Genomic DNA, 24136 nt, shown 5'->3' on the forward strand with positions numbered 1-24136 from the left:
CCATCTGTCGTGTTCTCTCAGTGCGGGCCGGTCACCGCCCGGTCAGGCGTGCCGACCGCGGTGGAGTCTCGGCGGGGGTTTGCGCGGGATCGCAGAACAGAACCGGGGTACCAGCTTGAGGTTTCCCGGCGCAACGGGGCAGATGCGCGGTGGCTCGACTCAGGGTTGCCACCGCCGGGGCCAGTGAATCCGCCCAGCTAGTGCGTAGCAGTCGGGCAATCCGTTGTATCGGCTCGGGCAGCACGAGACAGGTGCCGTCGAGCCCGTCGAGGTAGCGTCGCGGGTGATGGGGATCCAGGCGTAACCAGCCGGTGAATTCCCCCGGTTCGGCCACGCCAGTGGGTTCACACGCCAACAGAATCTGGGTTTCAGCCCCGGACTCGATCGGCCCAGCCGGAGCTGTCGGGCTGGGTGATGGCCTGTACCGAGGTGGTGAGGAAACCGATGCCGTGGAGTCGGTAGCCACCGGCCCGGCGGAACACCTCGGCCGACGCCGGGTTATCCTCACCGATATCGGTGACCCGCAGGGTGCGGTAGCCGGCAGCGGAGAGCTGGGCAAATAACTGGCGGGAGACTAAGGAGAGCAGTCCCCGTCCCTGAAGCTGCGGTCGGTGCCCTGGGTGATCAACACGGCATCGCGCAACGAACTGGTGCGGTGTGGAACCGGGCGGAGTTTCTCTCCGGCTAGCTCGGCCAGCTGGCGAGGGCCCAGACGGCCGTTATGGGAGCGCAGGATACTCACCGGATCGGGGACCACCAGCGCAAAACTGGCCGGGCCTGTTGATGCGGACGGGGACAGGTCGTGGTCGAGGATCACAACGAGCCGGGGATCCATCAGTACTTCTAAGCCGGCCGCCTGAGCCCTCATTTGGGCCGGGGAGATCTGAGTGTAGTAGGGAAGCTGGGCAAAGGCCGCATTGTGCCCGGCCCGCAGGTGTTCTACCACACCGGATCGGCCCCGTAGATTCCAGCGGGTGACTTTCCGCGGGCGCACTCCGGCCCGCCGGTACTCCTCGACCGTGGGCGGGGTTCGGTACTGGTCCGGGATGGTTGCGACCGGAAGTTCCCAGGTGGCAGCCGGATACACCGTGGTGTAACCGAACTCTTCGGCCACATCCACTAGGACGGGGTCGTTGTAGGTCGAGTCGAAGAAACCAGGGTGCTCAAATCCAGAGAGCACGGCCCCGCCGGTCTGGTTCGGCAGTAGGCTGACCGGCCCAAAAATCTGGCGGAAACCCTGCTGTTCTGCCCGGGCGTGGATCCCGGTCAGCAGCGCTCGGAGTGCTGCTCGGTTCCGGTACAGTAGCGCCCCGAAATATAGGGCCGGTCCACCACTCAGCAAGCCCGAACCGCTCAGCTTGGCATCCACGGTGTGTGAGGCGTGCATGGTGGCGTGGGCGTGGATCTGGCCGGTGGTGTCCTCTCGGACGACCAGCATCCGGCACCAATCCACCTCGGGGTGGTGTCCGGTGAGCCAGGCGCGCAGGTCATCGGCGAGGACGGGCACCATCTTGTCTCGCCAGCCGGCACCGACGGGAGGGTCGGCGACCAGCTGATTCAGCTCCCGGTGCGGGGTGAGTAGCTCTTCACACCGTAGCGTCACGGCGGTCCCGCAGGCGCTGAATGGTGTCGACCCCGGAGCCCACCAGTGCTTTGGCCAGGGAAGTCGCGATCCCCACGCCCTGAATGGTGGCGCGGGCAGCCCGAGACAGCACCGGTGGTGGGGTCTCCCCGGGGGCCGGGCGGGACCACTCGGTCAGTACCTGCAGCTGGTCATGCTCGGCCGACCAGGTGCCGTTGGCATATCCGATGTCGTCGGCCTCAAGAATCCGAATGAATCCGCCCACCACCGGATTAGCGTTGGGACCGCTGGGTAGGTGGCCGGAGTGTCCATCAGGGCCGACCGGGACTCGAAGGCCACCACCAGACCGATACGTAGCGGGAACTCGAAATAGCTACGGTGCCACAAATAGCCCGGCGCATTGCGCAGTCGACGTCCCAGGGGCGGCCAGACCAGAATTTGTTGGATCAAGGCAGCGACATTGCGGTACTCATTCTGACCGAGAAACAGGCAACCGGTCCGGGCTTGGGGGCTTTGCAGGCTGAAAAATCTCGAGTGCGCATTAGCTTTGTCTCTCGTCGTGCTGGGTTCGGGTCAGGTAGACGTTCTTGATCTTGGTGTTCGGGTCGCTGAAGGGGCCGGTCCCAAAGTCGTGGACCACCACCCGGATTTCTGCCGCCGAGGCATCCTCGGTCAACGACACCGCTACATCGCGAGAGACCGAAGCCAGGTGGTCCAACACCTGCTCGGAGAGCTGATCGGCCAGCTGATCTTTGGCGACCTGGTCCAACCGGGCGGCCGGGTAGGTCTCGGGATCGCGGAGCTGAATGTGCATGCGGGGCCGGTGCTCGAAATCGCCGATTTCCATCAGCTCAATCTGGAAAGAATCGATCACCTTGGCCGCCTCGGGGTCTCGATACAGCCCGTTTTGCACATCGAGCGGATAAATATTGGCGCCCATATAGGAGATCGTGGAATCTTTCCGCCCGAACAGCAGCAGGAACGGCAATTTCATCTGCTGATTCCGGTAGGCCTCCTTGAGCCGGGGCACCAGTTGCGGGAAGGCGCTGGTGATCTGCACCATCTCGGGGAAGGACAGGATCCGCGCCTCGTCGCCGATGTTGTACCGCAACCGCGGGCTCATCACCGCCGAGGAATTGATCGTGACCATCAACTCCCCGTCGTCGGTAGTTTCCATATAGGTTTCCAGCGGGTTGTACTGGAAGATCATGGGGGTTCTGGTCTCGTTCTGGCCCAACAGCGCGGTGCGGAAGGCGGGATTAGCGATCAACTCTTTGCGTAAGGTGATGCTCAGATCGGTCTCGCCACCCATGCCGATGGTCAGATCGGAGGCACCATAGCCGGAATAGACCCGGTCGAAGGTGCCCAGTAAGTAATCCCGGAGCCCTTCGGTCATGGCCTCGCCACCAACGAACCCGTTGATGGTGTACTCTGCGAATTCGTCTCCGCACTCATCGAGGAGATCTTTCAGATGCTTCAAAAACGGTGGATAGGCGCTGATCAGGTAGGTGAAACGTGGTCCAAAGTGGCGCAGGGTATCCAGGATCTTCTCCAGGTCCGGGCCGGTGTTCTTCACCATCGCAATTTTGGCCATGGCCTGACCGGTATTGGTCCCGGTCGCCCAGGCACCCATCGAGAACGCATTAATGCAGAACAAGTTCTTGCCACCAAAAAGCATGGTCACATAGCCGGCGACATTCTTGTGTACCGTTGCGGTTTCGTCCTTGGACCGCATCCAGTTGAACGGGGTCCCCGTAGAGCCTGAGGACTCATCGACGACGGTGCCGGCCACCTCGATTTCACCGTCCCAGCACCGGCTGGCTTCACCATAGGCCCTGACATAGTCGTCTTTGGAGGTGGGCGGATACGAGGTCAGATCCCACCAGCTGAATTCATAGTCGTTGCGGACCAAATAATCCTGGTAGGCCGGTACGTCCAGGGAGGCATGCTGGCAGATCATCCAGGCGTTGAGCTTGGCGAATCGTTCCAGACAAGGATGATAGTTCTTGGCGGTCAACCGCCACAGGGCCGGGTCCAGCCGGTAAATGCTGTACAGCGAGGTGAGCCCAAAATTAGCAGCGCGCAACGCGATTTGCCGGGCAATATTGATCGGGGCCGACTTGATCGGCAACGGCAATAGCTCGTCGTCGTCACGGGTGACCATCGAGCGGGTACCGGTTCCGCGCAGGCGTCGGGAGGCTTTGCGCAGAACCCGACGCAGACTCGATCTGCTCATGTGACACAGCTTACGTTTCCGGCCAGTAACCGGACAAGAGGTTACCCCTCGATCTTTTGCTCAGCCATCTCGTCCCAACCGTTGCCCTCAACCTGGCGGGAGATAATTTTCGGAGTCGACAGCAGATGCGGACGCATCGCCTCCAGCCCCTTGGCAAAGTGCTCACTGTTCACATGTGGGGCCGCACCGTCGTCGGTGAACCCTTCGATGAGGATGAACTCGTTATCGGCCTCCAATGATTTGGACCAGAAGAAGAAGAGGTTCCCTTCTTCGGCGCGCGTGGCCTCGGTGAACTCCTGCACAATGTCAGGCCACTTCTCAACAGACTCAGGCTTGACTTCGTGACGGACCACAATGAAGTACATGACCATGGCTCCTTTCGGACGCGATGAACACGCCAGCTAACGTGACAGTTGTCTCTAGGCTACAGCCGGCGCCGTTAGAGTTGGAGGCATGACAAACGCCGACCGGTTCTCCCTACAGCATCCTCACGCCGTGATTCTGGGGGATAATTTGGGGCTACTGCAAAGACTGGCCGATGCATCAATCGATCTGATCTATATCGATCCACCCTTTAACACCGGAAAACGCCAAGTTCGGCAGAATATGGCCACCACGCGGTCGGCTGAGGGCACCCGCCGAGGATTTAAAGGCGCTCGTTACCAGACCATCAAGGGTCACCTGTATGCCTATAACGATCAGTTTGAGGACTATTGGGAATCCCTGGTGCCCCGGCTGGAACAGGCTTGGCGCTTGTTGAAACCCACCGGTACGTTCTACCTGCACCTCGACTACCGTGAGGCCCACTACGCCAAGGTGCTGCTGGATGCTCTGTTCGGGCGGGACTGTTTTCTCAATGAGATCATCTGGGCCTATGACTACGGTGCCCGCAGTAAGAAGAAATGGCCGGCCAAACACGACACGATTCTGGTCTACGTCAAAGACCCCCAGCAGTACTACTTCAACAGTGCAGAGGTGGACCGGGAACCCTATATGGCCCCGGGACTGGTGACCGCTGAAAAAGCAGCACGAGGTAAATTACCCACTGACGTGTGGTGGCACACTATTGTCTCTCCGACGGGGAAAGAAAAAACCGGCTACGCCACCCAAAAGCCAGAAGGCATCCTCCGCCGGATCGTTCAGGCCTCCTCAGCACCCGGAGATACTGTGCTGGATTTCTTTGCCGGGTCCGGCACCACCGGTGCCGTGGCCGGACGCTTAGGACGTCATTTCGTGATGATTGATCAAAACCCCGATGCTATCAGCGTGATGCATCAGCGTTACCAGCACCGACTCCCCGATCTCAAGGTCGCGTATCTGCGGTCCATGCCGGACGGGTTGGAGACCTATCAACCATTGGCGACATCCGGCCGTTAACCCCACAGTGGGGGTGGAGCATAGCCCCCACTGTGGGGTTAGGTACTTACTGCGCCGTGAGTGTTACTTCTTCTCGGCGGCGTGAGCGCCGGAGGGCTGGGAGGACGCGGAGGTATCGATCGTCACGTCGGTGGTGTTCTGATCCTGCTCGTTCGAGCCGGTCTCCGACGTGACAGCCGGCTGAGCGGTCGGCTTCTGCTCGGCGTTCCGCCCGGAGCGCTGTGCGCCCGGAGTTGCGGGAGTGCCCTGAGCGATCGGCTGTGGGGTCGGGTTCTTCCAGGGATCCTCGACAGGCTTGGTCAAGCGGTAGATGGCGAAAGCAGCACCCGAGGCGGCCACGGCCAGACCCACGAAGATCCAGACTTTGTTACCAGCCTTGGACTTCTTGGCTTCCTTTTTGGCCTTCTTATGCTGCTTCTGCAGTGTCTTCTCGGCAGACTTGGTGTATTTCTCCAGCGCCTTCTTCAGTTTCTTGGAGGCCTTCTTATCGCCGGTGACGGTTTCCAGCACGTTCTGCACCGGTGCCGGAACATCGTGGTCGGATACGGCGTTCGCGGTTTTCTCGGCGGCCTGAGCCAGCTGTTCGGTGGCAGCTGGTGCGTAGTCTTCGACAACCTTGGTCCGAGCGGCCTCAAGAGCCTCGGAGACTTTATCCACACCACGCTGAACCAGCGGGGTGGCTTTCTCCACGCCGTCCTGGAAGGTTTCTCCCGCCCAGTTCAGGGCGTTCTCCACCTTTGGAGCCGCCCACTCTTTGGCGTTTTCGAAGTTATCGGCCAAAGTCGACTGGACCGACCCAGAAGCCTTCTTCAGCTTCTTCTCGGCCTGACGTGCGGCTTTTTGAGTAGAACGTTTCGACATCGTGGTCTCGCCTCCATTAGGGACACTAGCTTCATCTCTAGCCTACGCGGGAATCTCGCAGTCTTCTATTGTGTGAGTGCGTGGCCACGAAAGATGTCGCGACAAGCCATGAATGACAACAGGAAACAGGATACTCTGACTGCGGTGTGTTAGCCGGGTGTGAATGTGCTCCAGTACGGCTGGATCGTAAACCGGGTTTTTCTCACCGCGGATATCGCCCCGAAATCCCTCGGTCATGAAAGAATAGAAACCATGAGTTCAATTGCAACGCACCAAGCGACCATCCATACCAATCTCGGCGATATCGTGGTCGAGCTGTTCGGTAACCACGCTCCAAAGACCGTGAAGAACTTCGTGGGCCTGGCCACCGGCGAGCAGGAGTGGACCGACCCGGCCAGTGGTGAGACCAAATCTGGTACCCCGCTGTACAACGGCACCATCTTCCACCGGATCATCAAGGACTTCATGATCCAGGGTGGGGACCCGCTGGGTCAGGGGATCGGTGGTCCCGGTTACGAGTTCGACGATGAGATTCACCCCGAACTGACCTTCAACGAGCCTTATCAGCTGGCGATGGCCAATGCCGGTATCCGTAACGGCAAGGGCACCAACGGCTCCCAGTTCTTCATCACCTCAGTGCCGACCACCTGGCTGCAGGGCAAGCACACCATCTTCGGTGAAGTCACCGATCCCACCTCCCAGCAGGTTGTCGACCAACTCAACGCAGTACCCACCGGCAGGAACGACAAGCCGGTTGATGATGTGGTGATTTCCTCGATCGAGATCACCGAGCTCTAAATCCAGCCGATCACTGATGAGCTTACACCGCCGGTTCCGCGCTGATGGTGGAATCGGCGGTGTTGTGCTGTGACCACAACGACCCCACCCAAGGACTCCCGGTATGACCACCTCAGATTCGAACCCGCCGGAATATGGTGCCTCGCCCGGCTCTTCTGCCTCCGAACCACAACCGGTCTGCCACCGGCACCCGGACCGGGTCAGTTATGTCCGCTGTAAGAATTGTGGCCGACCGGCCTGCGGCGAATGCCAACAACCCACCGAGGTGGGCGTGTTGTGCGCCGATTGCGTGCATCAGAACCAGGGTGCCCGCACCACTCGGCGCAGTGATACGCCTTGGGTGACGTATTGTCTGATGGGACTGTGTGTGGTGGTCTATATCCTGCAGTGGGTGACTGTCGCGCAACCGCAGGGCGTGACTCAGTTATTCCAATATGCCGGCGTGTATACCTCGGCGGTAGCACTGGAATACCCTTGGCTCCCCTTTGAGCCCTGGCGCATGATCACCTCGGCCTTTGTGCACTCCCTCGCCAACCCGGTACACCTGCTGCTGAATATGCTGGTGCTCTACATGATGGGACGCGCGCTGGAACCGGCCCTGGGCCGGGTACGGTTCCTGGGTCTGTACTTACTGTCCGCTTTCGGCGGCTCGGTGGCCGTGCTGTTTCTCTCTGAACCTCATGTTCCAGTTGTCGGTGCCTCCGGTGCGGTCTACGGCCTGTTTGCCGCCATGTTCATTCTGCTACGCCAGTCCGGAGGACAGCTGGCTTCGATCACCGCGTTGATCGTGTTGAACCTGGTGATTTCCTTCGTGGGTAGCAATATCTCCTGGCAGGGCCACATTGGTGGACTCATCACCGGGGGTCTTACCGCCGGACTGATGCTGGGTCTGCACCAACTCTTCAGCAAGCGCATGGCTGACCCCACCTTGCCAAACGCTTCCGGCGGTCTATCCGCGACCGCGGTGGCTCAGCTGGGCACCTGGCTGGCCATTGCCGCGGTCTTCGTGGTGCTGGTGGTGCTGACCTGGGTCGGCGCACTGTCCATCACATTGTAACGAGCGAATTTATCCACAGGGTTGTCCAGCGATGTGGAGTAAATACCAGCTGTGTAATTACGATCCTGTGATTCTCCACAGATGCTATCCACACTGTGGATAACGACCGGTGGGTTTAGCGCCAGCGCGTGGTCATCAAAAAACCGATAATGGCGATCCCAAAGCCCACCACGATATTCCAGGCGCCGATGGATTGGATCGGCAGCGTGGCTCCGGATAGGTAATACACGATAATCCAGATCAGACCGATGATCATCAGTCCGAACATGATCACCTTGTACCAAACCGGTAGCGGATCAGGTTCGATGTCTTCTCCGAGCACTTCACGGCGAGTTGGATCTGAGTTCGTCACAGGACTTCCTGACGTGGATATTGCGGACAGTGTGGTAGGTCGGACATAGAATGGTCCAGGACGACATTCTACCTACTGGTTGAGCTCGCCTGGTCAGAGAGAAGAACATGAGCACACACGCCACACACCCCCGCCGAGGCGGATTGCCTCGCCCCGGTCGCCGGTTCCACGATGACGTGTCCGGTCAGCCCTCAGGGGGCTACTATCACCCGGGTAGCTATCAGAAGATGCGTCGGTCCTTGCGTCCGGCCAAACCCACAGTGGTCAGTGTCGTAGGTGAACTGCTGGTGACCGCCGGGGTGTTCCTGTTGCTATTCGTGGTCTGGGAACTGTACTGGACCAACCTGGATGCCAATCGGCAGGCTGATGCCCACCAGCAACAGGTCATCGACGACTTCCAACGCAACTACGACGGGATGTTTACCGGCGATGGTCCGGATCCAGCGGTGCCGGCCGAGGTTGGTGACGGCGGAGACGCGTGGGGCATTCTCTACGTGCCACGCCTGGGCTCAGACTGGTCCTCACCGGTGCTTGATGGGGTTAGTCCCGAGGTCATCGATCAGGGCGTGTTGGGGCGCTACCCGGATTCTCCCCGTCCTGGCGAAGAAGGCAACCTGGCTATGGCTGCGCACCGTCAAACCCACGGCTCAATCCTGTGGGATATGGACCAGGTGGTCGAAGGCGACCGGATGTATCTGCAAACCGCTAACGGCTGGTGGGTTTACGAGGTGAAACAAAACCACATTGTGCTTCCCACCGCCATTGAGGTCCTGGACCCCAACCCGTTGGATCCCGGTGGACCGGCATCGGGCCAGTGGTTGACCATTACCACCTGTCACCCGCTGTACACCACACGAGAGCGGATGGTGACCCACGCCGAAAAGGTGGAGTTCGTTCCACTGGCCGACGGTCCTCCGGAGGAAATCGCCGAGGTGGCCGCGGAGAATATGCCCGCCGGTGCCACCACGATCGATCCTGATCTCGAAGAGACCATGCACGAGCTGGCTCCGGTGACCATGGAAAACCTCTACGAAAAGTACCACGCGACCCAGACCCAGCGTGAAACCGAAACAGCTGAGGCTGCTGCACGGTAAAGGAGAACATCATGTACGCCTGGTTTTTCCATATCTTGCCCGGGCCCACCTGGCTGAAGTGGATCGAAGTGCTCGTCCTGCTTGCCCTGATCGTGTTTGTGCTGATGGAGTTCGTCTACCCGTGGATGTCTGAATTCGGGTTCTTCTCCGATGCCACCTTGGAGACAGAGCAGTGATCTCCAGGTCCCCCCGCATTCTGGTGATTGACAACTACGATAGCTTCGTGTTCACCGTGATCAACTATTTGCGCGATGCCGGTGCCGAAGTTGAGGTGTTGCGCAATGACGCGCTGAGCTGGGAGGAGTTCGTGGAACGCGCGCAGGCCGCTGACGGGGTGCTCATCTCCCCGGGTCCCGGTGATCCCAGCTCGGCGGGAGTGAGCATGGACCTGATTCGCTGGGCCGCTGAGCAGGCCAAGCCACTATATGGTGTGTGTCTGGGGCACCAGGCCATCGGTGAGGTGTACGGGGCCCGGATCTCCCGCGCTGCCCAACAGCTCCACGGCAAGAACTCGAGCGTGACCCACACCGATCACCCGATGTTCGAGGCGGTGCCCAATCCTTTTACCGCCACCCGTTACCACTCCCTGGCAGCCGAACGTGACACCGTGGATGAGACCGTCTTGGAGGTCACCGCCACAACAGCGGATGGGGTACCGATGGCCTTTGCGCATCGCCACCTGCCGATTTGGGGAGTGCAATTCCACCCCGAGGCACTGATGACTGAAGGTGGCCACGAGATGCTCCGCAACTGGGTGAACACCCTCTAGCCACATCTACCCGGGGTTGCCGGGCGGTGCCGGGCGGTGCCGGGCATTGCGGGTTAGTTCTCGTCCTCCGGTGTGGATGTGGTCTCCTCCGGCTCGGACTCCTCCGGACTGGTGGTATCTTCCTCCGGCGAGGGCTCGGCTGTGGTCTGCTCGTCGGTCGGGGTGGGTTCTGGTGGTTCAATGGCCACCGTAATGGTAATGGTGGAGCCCTGATCGACGGTTTTGCCACCGGTCACCGACTGTTTGATGACCGTATCGGGTTGGGCTTCATCGGTCTCTTCGGTCTCCACGTTGGCCGACAGTCCCACGCCATCAGCTTCCAGGGCCTGGACGGCATCGGCCTGAGATCTGCCGATCACATCGGGCACTTCGACCTGACCGTTGGACATCTGCAACGAAATCGTTGCCCCATAGGAGACCGTTGAACCCAGCTCCGGGTTGGTATTAACCAGTCGGTCACGATCCACCGTGGCCGAATTGACGTAGTTAATATCGCCGACCTGCAGGCCCAGATCTTCCAGCGTATCGCGCACGGTCGCCTCGGAGGCGCCGGCCAAGTCCTCGGGCAAGACGACCTCTTCGGGACCCATCGAGATCTTCAAGGTGATCTCATCATATTCCTGCAGCGTCTCGCCGGCAGCCGGGTCGGTACCCACCGCAATATCGGCGGCAATTTCGTCGTCGTGGACGTTCTCAATGACCGGACGCAATCCGGCGGTGGTCAAAGCATTTTGGGCATCGGTCTGCGACATCCCGGCCACGTCCGGCACGGTGACCTGGGATTGTTCAATCTGTTGTTGCTGCCAGTCTTGATAGAACCACCAGCCGGCCACGCCGGCACCGGCCAAGAGCAACAGGACCACGATCCAGATCCACGCGGTAGATTTTTTCTTCTTGCGCGGTTGGGGCTCGTCGAGATCTTCGACCACGTAGCCCTCGTCGTCGTGGTTCGGGGCAAAGGGATCCAGGGGGTCCTGCTCGGATTCGGTGGCCGAGACGGTGGGGAATGCCTGGGTGGCCTCGGCCTCCGACCCGGGGCCGGCCATCGGCACGGCAGCCGGCAGCACCGTGGTGTGCTGGGTCGTGGCTTCTTCGTCGTGATCGGGGAAGATGCCGTGGTAGTGGGCATTGTCCAAGGCTTGGGCGAAGTCGGCACCGGTATCGAACCGATCATCGGGATCTTTCGACAGGGCTTTGGTGATCACCGCTTCCAGGGCCGGGGTCACGTCTGGGTTGATGGTCGAGGCCATCGGGGGGTCTTCCCGCACGTGCTGATAGGCCACCGAGACCGGTGATTCGCCCACGAACGGGGGACGGCCGGTAACCAGTTCGAACAGCACACAACCGGCCGAGTACAGATCGGAGCGGTAATCGACCTGCTCGCCGCGAGCCTGCTCGGGGGAGAGGTACTGGGCGGTGCCGACGACCGCTTGGGTCTGCGTCATGGTTGTGGAGGAATCTGACAGCGCTCGGGCGATCCCGAAGTCCATGACCTTCACATCGCCGGTCTCGGTCACCATCACGTTGGCCGGTTTAATGTCGCGGTGCACGATGCCGTGTTCGTGCGAGTAGTTCAGCGCAGCCAGAACTCCTGACATCCAATGCACCGCGTCATCGATGCTGACCTCACTGGAGCGCAACAAGGTGCGTAAGGTGGAGCCGGAGACGTACTCCATGATCATAAAGGGGCAGGATACCCCGGTGTGATCGGTATCGGGCAGGCGCTCTTCTCCGGTGTCGAACACTGCCACGATATTCGGGTGATTCAGGGCAGCCGAGGAGTGGGCCTCGCGTTGGAACCGGGTCTGAAATTGGGGGTCGCGTGCCAGATCCGGGCGCATCATCTTGATCGCCACCTGGCGACCTAAGCGTTGATCGTGGCCCAGGTAGACGTCGGCCATTCCGCCGCGACCGATGAGCTCGCCGATCTCATACCGATTGTTGAGTACTTGCTGTTCTGACACGTGGAGAATCCTATCAGGACGGCCGAACCGCTAGGCGAGCAGGGAATTGCCGTGTGAGTACCGGTTTTCGTGGCTGGAGGTCTCCCGGTGATTTTGTTCGGAACGGTTCTGCGGTGCCTGGTCGTGAAGTTCGGCGTTGCGCTGAGACTGCGCGTTACCGTTCTGCTCACCCTGCCCGTTGGTCGCTGTCTGACCCGGGTTTTGTTGGCCACCCTGCTGGGTTTGGCCACCACCGTTGGCCTGGCCGTTGCCCTGACCATTGCCCTGACCGTTGCCGGGCTGTTCGTCCGGGGTCTGCTGTTGCTGAGTTGGCTCCGGTTGCTGGGTGGGTTCCGGTTGGTCCTGCTGGGTCTGTTGGGGTCGTGGTTGGTGGGTTTGTTGCCGGCGTTGTTGCTGCTGGTTCTGCGGCGGTGCCTGTTGCTGTTGTTGGGTTTGCTGGGGCTGCTGCTGGTTCTGCGGCGGTGCCTGTTGTTGCTGTTGTTGTTGCTGTTGGGTGCCGGGGTCCTGCTGCTGGCCACCCTGACCATTCGAGTAGTTCACGGTAATTTCGCTCCCCTCGGCCACCGTTCCGGTGGGGTTCAGCGAGAGCACCTCACCGGCTGGAGCACTATCTTCGCGCTCCTGCGTAGTGACCTCAAAGCCCAAATCCGTCAGTTCTTGTTCGACCTCGTCAACCTGACGGCCGACGTAGTCGTCGGCATTGACCTCCACGGAGGCTTCCGAAGCGGATTCGGTGGGCTCGGGATCGGGCTCCTCGTCGTTATTCAGTACCGAAGAGATCCACATTCCGATCACGGTGAACAGCACCAAAATGATCAACCCGATCAGTGGCCAGGTCCAGGGGCTACGCTTGCGTTTGCCCGGTGAGTCGGAGTCACCTTCGCCTGTTTCGTCCACACTGAGTGGTTCGTGGCCGGGCTCAGCGTCCTCGTCCAGGGTCCCTTCCCCGGCCCCGGTCAGCGGCAAGGCGGCGGTAGCTGGGTTGGTCTGCTCGGCTGCCAGAGCCTGGGTGCGTTCACCACCGGTGTCGATGGCTTGAGTCTGTATGGCCTGGGTGGCGGTATCTTCGTTGCCACCGGTTGCGGCGGAGCCGGACAGGAAGGGAATCATCCCCGGCACCGCACCGACGGCGGCGTCAGTGTCATCACGATGCAGTGCTTCGGCTGCGGTGGCCAGGGCATTGGCGTCTTGGGGCCGGTCTTCGGGTTCCTTGGACAGCATCGACATCACCAGCGCGCGAACCGGTTCCGGAATGGACTCCGGCAATTCCGGCGGGGCGTCGTTGACCTGGGCTAGGGCGATGGCGATCTGGGATTCGCCGGTGAAGGGGCGGTGCCCAGCTAGGCACTCATAGGCGATAATGCCCAGCGAGTAGATGTCGGAGGATCCGGTGGCTTGCTGGCCGGTGGCCTGTTCCGGGGCCAGGTATTGGGCGGTACCCATAACCTGGCCGGTGGCGGTCAGCGGGACTTGGTCGGCCAGGCGAGCGATGCCGAAGTCGGTGACTTTCACCCGGTCATTGGCGGTGATCAACAGGTTGCCGGGTTTAACGTCACGGTGGACCAGACCCTGGGCGTGAGCGGCAGACAGTGCCCGGGCGGTCTGGGCAATGATGGTCAGGGTCCGATCGGCGGAGAGGACCTTTTCCTTCTCCAAGATGGCGCTCAGCGGTGGGCCATCAACGAGCTCCATGACCAGGTAGCCACAGCCCTCTTCTTCCCCATAGTCGAAGACATTGGCCACCCCGGGGTGGTTCAGTAGCGCGGTGTGCTGTGCCTCGGCACGGAACCGGCGTAGGAAATTGGTATCACCGGTATATTCCTCTTTGAGGATTTTGATCGCGGTAATGCGACCCAATACCGTATCGCGAGCCTTCCATACTTCACCCATACCGCCAATGGCGATGCGATCGGTGAGCTGGTAGCGCCCGCCCAGCGTCATCCCGGATGTTGGTCTCACTGCTCGACCACCGCCTCCATGATCTTCTTCATATTATCTACCGTCAGTTGGTGCCCCGTGTCATATGGAACGTCTTCGTAAACCAGCGTGACCGCCACCTGGGGATCATCGGCCGGAGCAAAGCCGGTGATCCAGGAGTGCACTGTGGTATCGGCACCGGTGGAGTCTGAGATCTGACCGGTACCGGTCTTGGCTGCAATATCAACCTGATTGGATCGGGACGAGATTGCGGTACCAGATTGCACGGCTTCCTGCATCATGCCGGTGAGCTCGTTGGCGGTCTCGGCACTGATCGGCTCGGAGTAGACCTCGGGTTCGGGGTCCTCCAGCAAGTTCAGATCGGGACCGCGCACCGTATCGATCAGCTGGGGTTTCATCAGTGTGCCGTCGTTTGCAATACCGGCGGCCACCATGTTCATCTGCAAAGCGGTGGCGCGGACATCCACCGCACCCAGAATCGACTGGGCCAGGGTGGCGTCGGGTAACTGCTCGGTGGGGAAGCTGGAATTAGTCGCCGTTAGTGGCATGTCAAAGGTGTCGTTGAAGCCGAAGGCCTCTGCCATCTCCACAATCGGTTCCTGTCCCATCTCCATGGCCGCGGTGGCGAACGGAGTGTTACAGGACTGAGCGAAGATATAGCGGAAATCAGCCTGGTTAGGACTACTGCAGAGGCCACCTTCGAAGTTGCGCAACTGCAGACCGTCGGTCTGTGGCAGCGTAATGGAGTTCGGCAGATCTAAGGTGGTATCGGGATCGTAGTCGCCGGACTCGAGCATGGCCGAGGCCTGGATCAGCTTAAAGGTGGAGCCCGGTGCCACCGCCTCTTGGGTGGCGGCGGTGCGATAGGGGGAGAGCCCGTCTTGGGAGGTGATCTCTTCCATATTCTGCCGTGCTTCAGCACCGGAATGGGTGGCCAGCAGGTTGGTGTCGTAGCTGGGCTTGGAAGCCATGGCCAGAACGTCGCCGGTGGCCGGATCGGAGATCACCACCGAGGATTTAATCCCGTCGGGAAGCACCGAATAGGCGATCTCTTGCATCTGTGGGTCAATGGTGAGCTCGACCTGGGCGCCACGTTGCTCGCCACCGGTCAACAAGTTGTTCAGCCGGTCAGCAATCATCCCGTCGGCGGTTCCCGACAGTTCGGCATTCAGTTTATTTTCCAGTCCGGTGGCCCCGTAGGTCAGCGAGTAGAAGCCGGTCAGGCCCGAGTACTTTTCGGGCTCGTGGTAGACGCGCTGGTAGTCAAAGTTATCTGAGTCGGCCGGGACCGATTCCGCAATAGGTTCGCCATCGACCAGAATCGGGCCACGGTTGGAGCCAAATTGCTGGTACAGTTGGCGCGTATTGGCTTCATTGTTGTTCAACTCTTGGGCGCCAATGACTTGCACATAGCTGGCGGCAGCCAACAGCACCACGAACATGGCCACCAACACCATCCAGGCGTGACGGATTGATTGGTTCACTGGTGACCACCACCAGCGGTGGCCGGAGGGGTGCTGGACGGCTGGGTGCTGACCGACTGTGGGGTGCTCGGCGTAGCACCTTCGGCATGGGCGCGGTCACCGGTACCGGATCCGTCTCCGGAGGCGTTGACCATGGGGCCGACGATGATCGGGCGCCGGGCCGCATGGGAGACCATCAGCACCAGGGCCACAATGATCCAGTTGGCCAGAATTGAGGTACCACCGGCGGCCATGAAGGGTGTGGTCAGACCGGTGAGCGGAATGACGCGTAAGACTCCGCCCATCACCACGAAGCACTGGATCCCGATGGAGACCGCCAACCCGGCGGCCAACAGTTTTCCGAAGGAGTCGCGGGCGCCCAGAGCAGCGCGGATGAACCGGGTTATTAGCAAGACAAAGAGCAGGATAATGGCGGCCAGACCGACAAAGCCGACTTCTTCACCGAAGCTGGCGATAATCATATCCGAGTTGGCCGCATACACCAGGTCCGGCCGACCGCCACCCAGTCCGGTGCCTAGCAGACCCCCGGAGGCCAACCCGAACAGGCCCTGCACCACCTGGTGGGAGCCTCCCTGGGCGTTGATGACCTCGGGGTCGAAGGCGTTCAGCCAGCCGTTGATGCGGGCTTGGACGTGGTCGAAAGTCGAGACGGCGAAGGTGCCGCCGATTGCCACCGCGAGCAGACCGAGGATGATCCAGGACAGCCGGGAGGTGGCCAGGTAGATCATGGCCAGAAAGAGGCCGAAAAACAAAACCGCTGAACCCAGGTCGCGCTGGAAGATCAGCACGCCCATCGAGATCAGCCAGGCAACGACCAGCGGGGCCAGGTCGCGCACGCGTGGGAATGCCATGGGACCGATTTTCTTCCCGGCCAACAGGATCAAGTCGCGGTTGGCCGAAAGGTAGCCGGCGAAGAAGATGGCCAGGGTGATCTTGGCGATTTCACCGGGCTGGAATTGACCGATGCCGAGGTTGACCCAAATGCGGGCACCGTTGATCTCCATGCCGAGCCCGGGGATCAGTGGCAACACCAGCATCACACCGGAGGCAACCAAGAACAGGTAGGTCCAGTTGCGTAGTCTGCGGTGATCGTTGAGGAACCACAGAATGCCCATGGCGATCACCATCGCCAAGGTGGTCCAGACCAGCTGGGAACTGGCGAAGTGGGTTTGGGGGTCTTTGGCCAGGTCCAACCGGTGGATCATCGCGATCCCCAGACCGTTCAGGGTCAGCACGATCGGCAGAATGTAGGGGTCAGCGTAGCGCGCTTTGACGCGCAACACGACATGGAAGGCGAAGGCCAACACGGTCATCACCCCGGCCTGGATCCAGTAGTCATTGGTGATCGGGGTTTCCATGCCGATACCGGCCAGCACGTTAGCGGCGATGCCGATGGCTAGGGCCAGGATGATCAGCAACAGCTCGGTGGCCCGGCGGGGACGGGAGGGGGAGACGACGGTCATGATCCGGTACCTCCAATCGCTCCGCCGGTGGCGCCAGCGACGGCACCCGATGCGCGAGAATTGCTGACCTCGGGAATATCGGGGTCGGTCGGTTGGGGAGAGGGCAACTCCACCGGCGGTGCCTCAGGGATCATGGAGCTGCGCAGATCTTCCAAAATATCGTGGGCGTGGTTGAGATCCTGGGCGGTCAGCCCGGACTCGACCCGTTGCCGGGTGTAGCCGGGGAGTCGGTCTAGGGGGATATCGGTGGTTTCTTCGACCTGAGAGAGCTCTATCGGGCCCAGATCCTGGGCGACACCACGGTAGACGGCCACGTGGTCGCCATCAACACCGACGTAGTATTGGTTCTGGGACCACAAGTAGCCGGCGATCCCGCCACCGACAATGAGCACCACGATGGTGAGCAATGCTGCGATCAATGGCCAGTTGCGTCCGCGCGGGCGCGAGGTGTCGGTATCGTCGGAGAAGTCTTCGGAGGTGCCATTCAGCGTCCGGTAGGGGATCGGCTGGTACGTCTTCTCAGCTCGTGGGGCATCCAGGGCCTGCGGGGTGCCGTGCAACAGCGCGGCGGCTCGTTTGGCCGAGGATGAGCGGGTCACGATCGGAATCTGGTCGGTGTCGGTGGCCAGCGCGGCGGCACCAACCAGCAGGTGCGGACGTTTGCCCAGGTCGTGACGTAATAGCGCCGCAGAAACCGGGGATTGGGGGTCGGATTCGGAGATCTCCCGGGCGGAACGGGTCAGCTCGGTGGTGTCTTCTTCCACCGGGGCCAGACGGCTGGTCTCATCCTCGGGCACGGTTTCGAAGATCACGACGGTGACGTTATCGGGAGATCCTCCGGCCAAGGTCAGGTCGACCAATTCCTCGACCGCCTGCTCAATGTCGTCGGCCGAGCGCAGTTTTTCTTCGATGATGTTGTCGGCCACCACGGCGTTGAGTCCGTCGGAGCACAACAGCCAGCGTTCGCCGGGCTGGGCAGCAAAGGTGGACACATCCAGTTCGGGGGAGGCATCAACGTCGCCGAGCACGCGCATCAACACGTTTTTATGCGGGTGAGATTCGGCATCGGCCGGGTCGAGACGGCCTTCATCGATCAGCCGCTGGACGAAGGTGTGGTCTTTACTGATTTGCTCAAAGGTGTCGTTTTTCAGGCGATAGGCCCGAGAGTCACCAATGTGAGCCATGTGCAACTGGTCGTGATCGACCAGTAAAGCGGTGCAGGTGGTACCCATTCCCGCCAGTTTGGGGTTGGTATTGACCAGGTCGTTGAGAATCAGGTTGGCGGATTGAATTTCATCGGCCAGCACATTCTCGGGGTCTTGCTGATCGGGCCGATCCAACGGTGCCAAATCCAGCACGGTTGAGGCGGAGGCGACATCGCCCCCGACGTGTCCGCCCATTCCATCGGCGACCACCGCGAAGTAACGACCCACATAGGCTGAGTCATCGTTCTTGGCGCGGACTCTACCCACATCGGATCGGGCGGCAAAATTCAGCATTAAAGCCATTGTTATTGCCTCAGCTCCAGCACGGTTTTACCGATGCGAATCGGGGTGCCGGGCTCCACAGCGAGGGTTCGCGCCAGTTGCGCGCCGTTGATATAGGTGCCATTGGTGGATCCGAGGTCTTCGAGGAACCAGCGGGTACCCTGCGGGAACAGGCGAGCATGGCGCCCGGAGACATAATCATCATCCAGCACCAGGTCGCGTTCGGCGGCGCGCCCCATCATCAGTGGCGCGCCCTGTAGATCCACGATATGTCCGGACAGGGGCCCTTCGGTGACTACCAACTGGGTGGCCAAAGCGCGTGGAGGGGCGCTCGGGGCATCAGCGCGGGGTCCTTGGCTGGCCGGGGCTCCGTCGGGGGAGACGGCAATCGCATCGGCCTGTTGTCCCCGGACTTTATTACGACGGCCCACCATCAAATCTCGGCCCTGCGAGGCGACGATGGCAATGATCAACACCCATAGGGCGGCCAGCAGACCCAAACGAAGGGCAGCGACGGCAAGTTCGCTCATTAAAACCCTCCCTGCCGGGACTGTTGTTTCGGCACCATACGGAAGGTCATCCGAGTGCGTCCGGCGGTCACGGTATCCCCGTGGCGCAAGACGGCCGAGCCTTGGGCCTGATGACCGTTGATATAAAAGCCGTTGGTGGAGCCCAGGTCGACGGCGGTCACGCTGTCTCCGTGCACGCGCACCTCCAGGTGGCGACGAGAAATCCCGGGATCTTGGATCGTGATATCAGCCTCGGACGAGCGACCAATCACGACAGCAGGAGACGTGATGGAGTAGGTGGTCCCGTCAATTTCGAGAACCGGTTGGAGTTGGGTGGGTGCAACAGGCGCTGGTTGCCGGGCGCGTTGTTGTTGTCGCGGCGCCGGCGCTGGAGCGGACTGCGCGGACTGCGTTTCGGATTCGATCGAGATATCACCGCGGGAGACGTTCTGATCTTCCAGGAAGGTCACACGCACCGGCCCCTGGAGCGTATAGCCCTGCTCGGAAGAGTGACGGATGACCTCATCGCAGAGCTCTTCAGCCAATGCTGAACCCCAGTGTCGAATCTGTTCAAAGTTCTGGGGTGAGAACGAGATCGAAAAGACATTGGGCACCAGAGTCCGGCCCTCGTGTAGTGAGATGGATTCGCGATCCAAGTGCAATCGTAGCGCGTTAGCGATCTCAACGGGCTTGACCTTACGAGCGCCACCGGCGGTGAAGACCGTTCGCACGGCACGTTCGAGGCCGCGTTCGAGATTGTCGAGTACTCCCACCGAGGCACCCCCTTCGTCAATAATCTGGGTCAATTTTAGGAGATGAACATGAACACACCTCGGACATGACCTAACAGGCCGAGGAGGTGTTCTCTCCTCACGTCAGAGTACTAAAGTGTAATGCCCTTGCGTATCTTTGGGCTACACGGGTCACAACTTCCTCGACCATACACCCTGTTTTCAAGCGGAAATGCGAGAAAAACGTGGCTCAGTTGTGATCCTTCTCTACGAAAGGCTTCACGATTAGGTGAATCGAGCTCCCTATGATTATGATAGTTTTCGCTGTGCAACCCACGGTGGTGACTCGCTGTGGAACAGTACCATGATTTGCGCGAGTGGCGGAATTGGTAGACGCGCTGGCTTCAGGTGCCAGTGATCGCAAGATCGTGGGGGTTCAAGTCCCCCCTCGCGCACGTAAATGAAATGACCCCTGACCTGGGATTTTATCTCTCAGGTTGGGGGTCATTTGCGTCGGAAGTGCTAGAAAAAGTGCTAATGGCTGCGATACCGGGCCAATCACCGAGGCTTCTGTGCGGGGCTCGATGTTGCCTTACCCTCGGGGGCGTGTGCGCCCCAACGGTCTCGAAGCAGCGTTCATGGTAGCGTTATGGCATGCACGCCCGTGGCCCCGCTCATCTCTTCATCGCGTGGGCTGTTCACGATGTCGAGGAGGCGGTGGCGTTTCCGAGCACCTGCGATGCCCTGGCTGATCGGACTGGTATCGAGGCGTTGCGCATGGATCAGCGTCAGTCATGGCTGGCTGTTGGCCTGATGGGAGTTCTTGTCGCTCTTGCCTGTCGCCGGGGCGCGGTATCGAATGGCCGCTCGCGGTTCTATCGGGCGATGGTGGCGGGACTTCAGGCACACGTTGGTACGCATCTGTTGGCTTCGGTGCTGCAACGTCGGTATACGGCTGGCGTTGCAACCGCGCTTCCGGTCATGCTGCCCGGTGCTGAGTCCGCTCGTCGGGAGCTTCGCGACTTCGGCGGGCCACTTCGCGCGAAAGACTACGCTGTCGGAGCTGCGCTCCTGCTCCCTGCTGCGCTGGGGTGCCAGGCACTCGCGCGCATGTTGATTCGGAGAAGCTAGACCTCATTGGCCCGAACGCAGAGAGCTCCGAGTTGTCTGCTTACTGGGTTACGGCGTCGGTTACGAACCCAGGTGTGCGGCGAAGCGGTCTACTGCCGACCGCTGCATGGTCGGGGTGACGTGGGAGTAGATGTTGATCGTCGTAGTGATCGTGGAGTGACCCAACCGCTCTTGCACGACCTTGGGGTGCTCGCCAAGTTCGAGCAGCAGCGTCGCGTGGGTGTGACGCAGTCCTTTGATCGTCACCCGGTGCAGAGAGTCGAACTTCTCAGTCGCCCACTTCAAGCGGCGATCCCAGCGGCTGGTCATCGCGTCGGGCGAGCGAAGCTTCCCATCATCGTCGCCGAAGATGTAGGCGTCGGCTTTCGCCAGCTCGAACGACACCTCGGCTCGTGCGACCTTGTAGGAGGCGAGCACCTTGAGGGTTTCGGCGTCGATGTCGATGACGCGGGCTTGCCCGGTCTTGGTGGTCTTCGTCTTCGTCCAGTCGTCGGTGTCGACGGCGCGGCGGATGCTGACCCGCATCGTCTTTGTGTTGATATCCGACCATCGGAGCGCGAGGGCTTCTGATCTGCGCATGCCGGTGTAGGCGATGAGTCGCCACAGCGGGAACAGTTCGTCTTCGAGGGTGTCGCGGTTCCAGGTGAAGAAGGTCTGCAACTGCTCGGCCGTCCAGGTCGCGATCTCGGGTTTCTGTGCCCGCACGTCGCTGGACTTCGGGGGCTTCACGGTGCGCTTCTTCTTCGCCGGGTTCACGGTCAGGTGCCCGTCGTCAATCGTGGCATCGAGGATCGCACCGAGCACGACATGCACCTTGTGAACTGAGTTCGCCGAGAGCGGCTGTCCTTTGCCGTATTCGTCGTTGCGGCCGTGGTCTTCTAGGTCGCGGTAGTGGCGGGCGATCCTCGTGGCGGTGAGCTTATCGAGCCGGATCGGGCCGAGCTGGGGGCGGATGTGGTTGCGGATGATCTCCTTGTACCCCGTGATCGTGGACGCCGCGAGCTTGAGCCCTGCCGCCCACTCATCCGCATAGGTGCCGACGGTGGGTACCTTGTTGCCGAACTTCTCGTTCTGCTTCCGCTGCTTCAACGCCTCCTGCAACGCGTCGTTGGCCTCGTCGGTGCTGGTGAACCCGGAACGCGTCAACCGTCGCGATCCCATCTCGGGGTACTCGGGATCTTTCAGAACGTAGATCTGGAACCGCCACCGCTTCCCCGTGTCGGTGTCGTAGGCCTGGATCGAGCCCGGCTACCGGGAACGGGAGCGCCGCTGCTGCTTCTCACCCCCGCCACCCTGCTCCGCGGGCTGTTGTTTCCTGGTCATGACAGGATGCTCCTCGCCGTGGTCTTGCCAGGCCGGTGAGTATTCCCATAGTTCTCGATGTAGTCGGCGGCGTTGAACACGCGCCCCTCCGGATCGACCTGCACGCCGCGCTCCTGGATCACGCGCGCGCGTGCCCGCGCGTGATCCAGGCGTTCCTGGTAGGCGGCGATGGTCTTCGGGTGCGCGCTGGTCTTCTCGGGGTCGTCCTTGCTTGGAGCGGTCATGCCCGCGAGGGTGGTTTCGAGGTGGTGGATGCGGTCGGTGCAGACCACCCATTCCTGCTGCCAGTAGTTGAACAGTCCCTCATCGGTGAGGACGAGTTCCCCGCGTATCCACCTGTCGATCTCTTCCGGCTCATACCCCTCCGGCACCCCGGTGAGTGTCGTCTGCTCCTCCGGTGGGGTCAGGAGGGCTGCGGGGGTGGTGCGTAGCAGGTAGGCGATCACGGTGAGGTCGTCCACGTCCACGCGGCGATCCCCGGCCTCCAGCTTGCTGATCCCCGAAGTCGAGAGCTTGCGCCCGGCGGCTTTCAGCCCGTCGGACATGGTGCGCAAGTCCATGCCGATCGCTTGACGTGCCGCGCGGATGTTCTGAGCGACGTGCGTGTTCGTGATGCCTGCGGGGTTGCCCCGCACCCTCTCTGTTTCCATAGTAGAAAACTACAACGCAATGCTTGACAGTACAAGTGCGATTCTCTACGGTGGGATGAACCACATTTCTCGGCGCTGACACGAACGGACGGTGCGACATGTGGCAGAGCACCCTCGATATGGACGACCTCCGCAAACGGCGCAGCCTCGTCATCACCAGCAAGGAAGCCGCCGAAGCGCTCGGCGTCGATCCCCGCACGAACACCACGAGCATCAACGAGGGCACGATCCCGCATGTCAAGCTCGGGCGGCGCATCGTGATCCCCCGCGAGAAGTTCCTCGCCCTCTTCGCAGATGCCGTGACCGATACCGGCGAGTCCTGACACTCGGATACGGCGGTGCCGATTCGGCACCCCCGCGCAAGTCTTTGTTGCCCCGCTTGGCAAGATAACTTGTGGCAAGTAAACTTGTGAGCATGGAGTCGGAACCGCTCATCCTGGACAGTGCCCACCGGCACGGCGTCTCGGATGCGGCGATGCTTCATGCGCTCCGTTTCCCTGTCCGGCACTTCGTGCAAGACGACGCGATGACCATGTTCATCGGCCCCGACGAGACCGGCACCCTGGTTGAAGTCGGCGTCATCGAATGGCACGGCATCATCGCGATCGCGCACGCGATGCGTCCGGCCCGACCCAAGTATCTGAGGTGAACATCATGGCTCCACGCTCTATCGAAGACATCAAGGCCCGCGCCGACGAGTTCGCGGACGCCTTCGAGAACTACGACCCCAAGCCCGGCGATAAGGACGCCCCGATCTCGCCCGTCATGGCCGTCAAGCTCGCCGCCTGGCGACGCGACACTGCCGAGCGTGAACTGGCCGACGCAGTGCGTGCGGCGCGGGAGAAGCGGCTGTCGTGGCGCGAGGTCGGTGAGGCAATCGGCACCAGCGGCGAGGCCGCCCGCCAGCGCTACAGCGCCAGCGCGTAGGAGGACGGCATGAAACGGATCAACGGGCACAAGCTCGGTAGGTGGAGCCTCCGCCTTGACGCGATTTACTGCACGCTCCTTGGCGCGTCCGTCGCGCTCTTCGCTGCGCCCATCGCCGAGGTCGTCGCGTTGCCGCAACTGCTGATCGCGGCTGCGGGTGTCACGGTCGTGCTGTGGGCGGGCCTCGTGCTGTGGATGCTGCTGAAGCTGCGCATCCAGACCGCGCTGCGCATGGTGATGGGCGTGAACATCCTCGCCGCACTTCTGGTCGCGGTGTGCGTGATGGCGGCGGGAACGCTGCTCGCGGTGGTCGGGGTTCTGGCCGTCGTGGTCGATATCGCGCTCTTCGCAGGTAGCCAGGCGCTCGCGCTGCGTACCCTCCCGACTGTGCGGACCGTCTGAG

The 24136-nt window shown here is 61.2% G+C and carries 28 protein-coding genes and 1 tRNA gene; 13 read left to right on the forward strand and 16 right to left on the reverse strand.

What is annotated here, in order from left to right; genetic code table 11:
• Positions 1-31: 31 nt before the first annotated feature.
• On the reverse strand, positions 32-334 hold the full coding sequence (locus tag DCC24_RS06925; RefSeq protein WP_110099201.1) for a hypothetical protein: 303 nt from the start codon (positions 332-334) through the stop codon (positions 32-34).
• A gap of 4 nt (positions 335-338) precedes the next feature.
• On the opposite strand from DCC24_RS06925, the gene DCC24_RS06930 reads away from it, so the two are divergent.
• A complete protein-coding gene (locus DCC24_RS06930; protein WP_110099202.1) occupies positions 339-563 on the forward strand; it encodes a hypothetical protein in 225 nt (74 codons plus the stop codon).
• A gap of 11 nt (positions 564-574) precedes the next feature.
• On the opposite strand, the gene DCC24_RS06935 is transcribed toward DCC24_RS06930, so the two are convergent.
• The 4 genes from DCC24_RS06935 to DCC24_RS06950 all read right to left on the reverse strand — a co-directional run bounded on the left by DCC24_RS06935 (position 575) and on the right by DCC24_RS06950 (position 4183).
• Positions 575-1603, reverse strand: coding sequence for a hypothetical protein (locus DCC24_RS06935; protein WP_110099203.1), 1029 nt, complete (start codon positions 1601-1603; stop codon positions 575-577).
• Positions 1587-1847 carry a hypothetical protein gene (locus tag DCC24_RS06940; protein ID WP_110099204.1) on the reverse strand — a complete coding sequence of 87 codons (261 nt, stop codon included), beginning with the start codon at positions 1845-1847 and terminating at the stop codon, positions 1587-1589. The genes DCC24_RS06935 and DCC24_RS06940 overlap by 17 nt, the downstream gene beginning before the upstream one ends.
• A 276-nt stretch (positions 1848-2123) precedes the next feature.
• A complete protein-coding gene (locus tag DCC24_RS06945; RefSeq protein WP_233492014.1) occupies positions 2124-3818 on the reverse strand; it encodes a phenylacetate--CoA ligase family protein in 1695 nt (564 codons plus the stop codon).
• Positions 3819-3859: 41 nt separating this feature from the next.
• Positions 3860-4183 carry a putative quinol monooxygenase gene (locus tag DCC24_RS06950; protein WP_110099205.1) on the reverse strand — a complete coding sequence of 108 codons (324 nt, stop codon included), beginning with the start codon at positions 4181-4183 and terminating at the stop codon, positions 3860-3862.
• Positions 4184-4271: 88 nt separating this feature from the next.
• Between DCC24_RS06950 and DCC24_RS06955 the strand changes: the two genes are divergently transcribed.
• The gene (locus tag DCC24_RS06955) at positions 4272-5195 is read left to right on the forward strand and encodes a site-specific DNA-methyltransferase (protein WP_110099206.1); all 924 of its coding nucleotides are present in this window, start codon (positions 4272-4274) and stop codon (positions 5193-5195) included.
• Positions 5196-5258: 63 nt separating this feature from the next.
• Here DCC24_RS06955 and DCC24_RS06960 read toward each other — a convergent pair whose 3' ends face one another.
• Positions 5259-6056, reverse strand: a complete 798-nt coding sequence (locus tag DCC24_RS06960) for a hypothetical protein (protein ID WP_110099207.1) — start codon at positions 6054-6056, stop codon at positions 5259-5261.
• Positions 6057-6308: 252 nt separating this feature from the next.
• Here DCC24_RS06960 and DCC24_RS06965 point away from each other — a divergent pair, with 252 nt between their 5' ends.
• Together DCC24_RS06965 and DCC24_RS06970 are read left to right on the forward strand one after the other, a co-directional pair.
• The gene (locus DCC24_RS06965) at positions 6309-6854 is read left to right on the forward strand and encodes a peptidylprolyl isomerase (protein WP_110099277.1); all 546 of its coding nucleotides are present in this window, start codon (positions 6309-6311) and stop codon (positions 6852-6854) included.
• A 103-nt stretch (positions 6855-6957) separates the two neighbouring features.
• Positions 6958-7911 carry a rhomboid family intramembrane serine protease gene (locus DCC24_RS06970; RefSeq protein ID WP_233492015.1) on the forward strand — a complete coding sequence of 318 codons (954 nt, stop codon included), beginning with the start codon at positions 6958-6960 and terminating at the stop codon, positions 7909-7911.
• Positions 7912-8026: 115 nt separating this feature from the next.
• On the opposite strand, the gene DCC24_RS12320 is transcribed toward DCC24_RS06970, so the two are convergent.
• A complete protein-coding gene (locus DCC24_RS12320; protein WP_233488049.1) occupies positions 8027-8263 on the reverse strand; it encodes a cell division protein CrgA in 237 nt (78 codons plus the stop codon).
• A 107-nt stretch (positions 8264-8370) separates the two neighbouring features.
• Between DCC24_RS12320 and DCC24_RS06980 the strand changes: the two genes are divergently transcribed.
• Genes DCC24_RS06980 through DCC24_RS06985 form a run of 3 tightly spaced genes read left to right on the forward strand, consistent with a single transcriptional unit; the run spans position 8371 to position 10126 of the window.
• Positions 8371-9357: a class E sortase gene (locus DCC24_RS06980; protein WP_110099208.1), complete on the forward strand. Its 987-nt coding sequence runs from the start codon at positions 8371-8373 to the stop codon at positions 9355-9357.
• A gap of 11 nt (positions 9358-9368) precedes the next feature.
• Positions 9369-9533 (forward strand): hypothetical protein, encoded by a 165-nt coding sequence (locus tag DCC24_RS12195; protein ID WP_166769954.1) that lies wholly within the window; start codon positions 9369-9371, stop codon positions 9531-9533.
• Positions 9533-10126 (forward strand): aminodeoxychorismate/anthranilate synthase component II, encoded by a 594-nt coding sequence (locus tag DCC24_RS06985; protein ID WP_110099280.1) that lies wholly within the window; start codon positions 9533-9535, stop codon positions 10124-10126. The genes DCC24_RS12195 and DCC24_RS06985 overlap by 1 nt, the downstream gene beginning before the upstream one ends.
• A 53-nt stretch (positions 10127-10179) precedes the next feature.
• Here the strand turns inward: DCC24_RS06985 and pknB are convergent, their stop codons facing one another.
• Genes pknB through DCC24_RS07020 form a run of 7 tightly spaced genes read right to left on the reverse strand, consistent with a single transcriptional unit; the run spans position 10180 to position 19777 of the window.
• Positions 10180-12090: a Stk1 family PASTA domain-containing Ser/Thr kinase gene (pknB, locus tag DCC24_RS06990; RefSeq protein ID WP_199446244.1), complete on the reverse strand. Its 1911-nt coding sequence runs from the start codon at positions 12088-12090 to the stop codon at positions 10180-10182.
• A 30-nt stretch (positions 12091-12120) separates the two neighbouring features.
• Positions 12121-14049, reverse strand: coding sequence for a protein kinase (locus DCC24_RS06995; RefSeq protein ID WP_110099210.1), 1929 nt, complete (start codon positions 14047-14049; stop codon positions 12121-12123).
• Positions 14046-15512: a penicillin-binding transpeptidase domain-containing protein gene (locus tag DCC24_RS07000; protein ID WP_110099211.1), complete on the reverse strand. Its 1467-nt coding sequence runs from the start codon at positions 15510-15512 to the stop codon at positions 14046-14048. Before DCC24_RS07000 ends, DCC24_RS06995 begins: the two co-directional genes overlap by 4 nt.
• Positions 15509-16975, reverse strand: a complete 1467-nt coding sequence (locus DCC24_RS07005) for an FtsW/RodA/SpoVE family cell cycle protein (protein ID WP_110099212.1) — start codon at positions 16973-16975, stop codon at positions 15509-15511. The genes DCC24_RS07000 and DCC24_RS07005 overlap by 4 nt, the downstream gene beginning before the upstream one ends.
• The gene (locus tag DCC24_RS07010; protein ID WP_233492016.1) at positions 16972-18474 is read right to left on the reverse strand and encodes a PP2C family serine/threonine-protein phosphatase; all 1503 of its coding nucleotides are present in this window, start codon (positions 18472-18474) and stop codon (positions 16972-16974) included. The genes DCC24_RS07005 and DCC24_RS07010 overlap by 4 nt, the downstream gene beginning before the upstream one ends.
• An 11-nt stretch (positions 18475-18485) precedes the next feature.
• Entirely contained in the window at positions 18486-18992 is a 507-nt protein-coding gene (locus DCC24_RS07015) for an FHA domain-containing protein (protein ID WP_110099214.1), read from the reverse strand.
• A complete protein-coding gene (locus tag DCC24_RS07020; protein WP_369860055.1) occupies positions 18992-19777 on the reverse strand; it encodes an FhaA domain-containing protein in 786 nt (261 codons plus the stop codon). The genes DCC24_RS07015 and DCC24_RS07020 overlap by 1 nt, the downstream gene beginning before the upstream one ends.
• A 296-nt stretch (positions 19778-20073) precedes the next feature.
• On the opposite strand from DCC24_RS07020, the gene DCC24_RS07025 reads away from it, so the two are divergent.
• A tRNA-Leu gene (locus tag DCC24_RS07025) sits at positions 20074-20157 on the forward strand.
• A 199-nt stretch (positions 20158-20356) separates the two neighbouring features.
• The gene (locus tag DCC24_RS07030; protein WP_110099215.1) at positions 20357-20833 is read left to right on the forward strand and encodes an HXXEE domain-containing protein; all 477 of its coding nucleotides are present in this window, start codon (positions 20357-20359) and stop codon (positions 20831-20833) included.
• Positions 20834-20893: 60 nt separating this feature from the next.
• Here the strand turns inward: DCC24_RS07030 and DCC24_RS07035 are convergent, their stop codons facing one another.
• On the reverse strand, positions 20894-21979 hold the full coding sequence (locus tag DCC24_RS07035; protein ID WP_158524622.1) for a site-specific integrase: 1086 nt from the start codon (positions 21977-21979) through the stop codon (positions 20894-20896).
• A gap of 173 nt (positions 21980-22152) precedes the next feature.
• On the reverse strand, positions 22153-22806 hold the full coding sequence (locus DCC24_RS07040; protein WP_146206299.1) for a helix-turn-helix domain-containing protein: 654 nt from the start codon (positions 22804-22806) through the stop codon (positions 22153-22155).
• Between the two features lie 98 nt (positions 22807-22904).
• Between DCC24_RS07040 and DCC24_RS07045 the strand changes: the two genes are divergently transcribed.
• The 4 genes from DCC24_RS07045 to DCC24_RS07060 all read left to right on the forward strand — a co-directional run bounded on the left by DCC24_RS07045 (position 22905) and on the right by DCC24_RS07060 (position 24135).
• Positions 22905-23129: a helix-turn-helix domain-containing protein gene (locus tag DCC24_RS07045; protein WP_110099218.1), complete on the forward strand. Its 225-nt coding sequence runs from the start codon at positions 22905-22907 to the stop codon at positions 23127-23129.
• 92 nt (positions 23130-23221) lie between these two features.
• Positions 23222-23455 carry a hypothetical protein gene (locus DCC24_RS07050; protein WP_110099282.1) on the forward strand — a complete coding sequence of 78 codons (234 nt, stop codon included), beginning with the start codon at positions 23222-23224 and terminating at the stop codon, positions 23453-23455.
• 5 nt (positions 23456-23460) lie between these two features.
• The gene (locus tag DCC24_RS07055) at positions 23461-23733 is read left to right on the forward strand and encodes a hypothetical protein (RefSeq protein WP_110099219.1); all 273 of its coding nucleotides are present in this window, start codon (positions 23461-23463) and stop codon (positions 23731-23733) included.
• Positions 23734-23742: 9 nt separating this feature from the next.
• On the forward strand, positions 23743-24135 hold the full coding sequence (locus DCC24_RS07060; protein WP_110099220.1) for a hypothetical protein: 393 nt from the start codon (positions 23743-23745) through the stop codon (positions 24133-24135).
• The last annotated feature ends 1 nt before the right edge of the window (position 24136 follow it).

Origin of the sequence: Auritidibacter sp. NML100628, assembly GCF_003185985.1 — a bacterium.
Lineage (GTDB): Bacteria > Actinomycetota > Actinomycetes > Actinomycetales > Micrococcaceae > Auritidibacter > Auritidibacter ignavus.

What these genes read in the sequence shown, in the direction of transcription:
- DCC24_RS06945 (WP_233492014.1), bottom strand. Translation starts at nt 3,818, where the DNA reads ATGAGCAGATCGAGTCTGCGTCGGGTTCTGCGCAAAGCCTCCCGACGC.
- DCC24_RS06950 (WP_110099205.1), bottom strand. Translation starts at nt 4,183, where the DNA reads ATGTACTTCATTGTGGTCCGTCACGAAGTCAAGCCTGAGTCTGTTGAG.
- DCC24_RS06955 (WP_110099206.1), top strand. Translation starts at nt 4,272, where the DNA reads ATGACAAACGCCGACCGGTTCTCCCTACAGCATCCTCACGCCGTGATT.
- DCC24_RS06960 (WP_110099207.1), bottom strand. Translation starts at nt 6,056, where the DNA reads ATGTCGAAACGTTCTACTCAAAAAGCCGCACGTCAGGCCGAGAAGAAG.
- DCC24_RS06965 (WP_110099277.1), top strand. Translation starts at nt 6,309, where the DNA reads ATGAGTTCAATTGCAACGCACCAAGCGACCATCCATACCAATCTCGGC.
- DCC24_RS06970 (WP_233492015.1), top strand. Translation starts at nt 6,958, where the DNA reads ATGACCACCTCAGATTCGAACCCGCCGGAATATGGTGCCTCGCCCGGC.
- DCC24_RS06980 (WP_110099208.1), top strand. Translation starts at nt 8,371, where the DNA reads ATGAGCACACACGCCACACACCCCCGCCGAGGCGGATTGCCTCGCCCC.
- DCC24_RS12195 (WP_166769954.1), top strand. Translation starts at nt 9,369, where the DNA reads ATGTACGCCTGGTTTTTCCATATCTTGCCCGGGCCCACCTGGCTGAAG.
- DCC24_RS07005 (WP_110099212.1), bottom strand. Translation starts at nt 16,975, where the DNA reads ATGACCGTCGTCTCCCCCTCCCGTCCCCGCCGGGCCACCGAGCTGTTG.
- DCC24_RS07010 (WP_233492016.1), bottom strand. Translation starts at nt 18,474, where the DNA reads ATGCTGAATTTTGCCGCCCGATCCGATGTGGGTAGAGTCCGCGCCAAG.
- DCC24_RS07015 (WP_110099214.1), bottom strand. Translation starts at nt 18,992, where the DNA reads ATGAGCGAACTTGCCGTCGCTGCCCTTCGTTTGGGTCTGCTGGCCGCC.
- DCC24_RS07030 (WP_110099215.1), top strand. Translation starts at nt 20,357, where the DNA reads ATGCACGCCCGTGGCCCCGCTCATCTCTTCATCGCGTGGGCTGTTCAC.
- DCC24_RS07040 (WP_146206299.1), bottom strand. Translation starts at nt 22,806, where the DNA reads ATGGAAACAGAGAGGGTGCGGGGCAACCCCGCAGGCATCACGAACACG.
- DCC24_RS07045 (WP_110099218.1), top strand. Translation starts at nt 22,905, where the DNA reads ATGTGGCAGAGCACCCTCGATATGGACGACCTCCGCAAACGGCGCAGC.
- DCC24_RS07050 (WP_110099282.1), top strand. Translation starts at nt 23,222, where the DNA reads ATGGAGTCGGAACCGCTCATCCTGGACAGTGCCCACCGGCACGGCGTC.
- DCC24_RS07055 (WP_110099219.1), top strand. Translation starts at nt 23,461, where the DNA reads ATGGCTCCACGCTCTATCGAAGACATCAAGGCCCGCGCCGACGAGTTC.
- DCC24_RS07060 (WP_110099220.1), top strand. Translation starts at nt 23,743, where the DNA reads ATGAAACGGATCAACGGGCACAAGCTCGGTAGGTGGAGCCTCCGCCTT.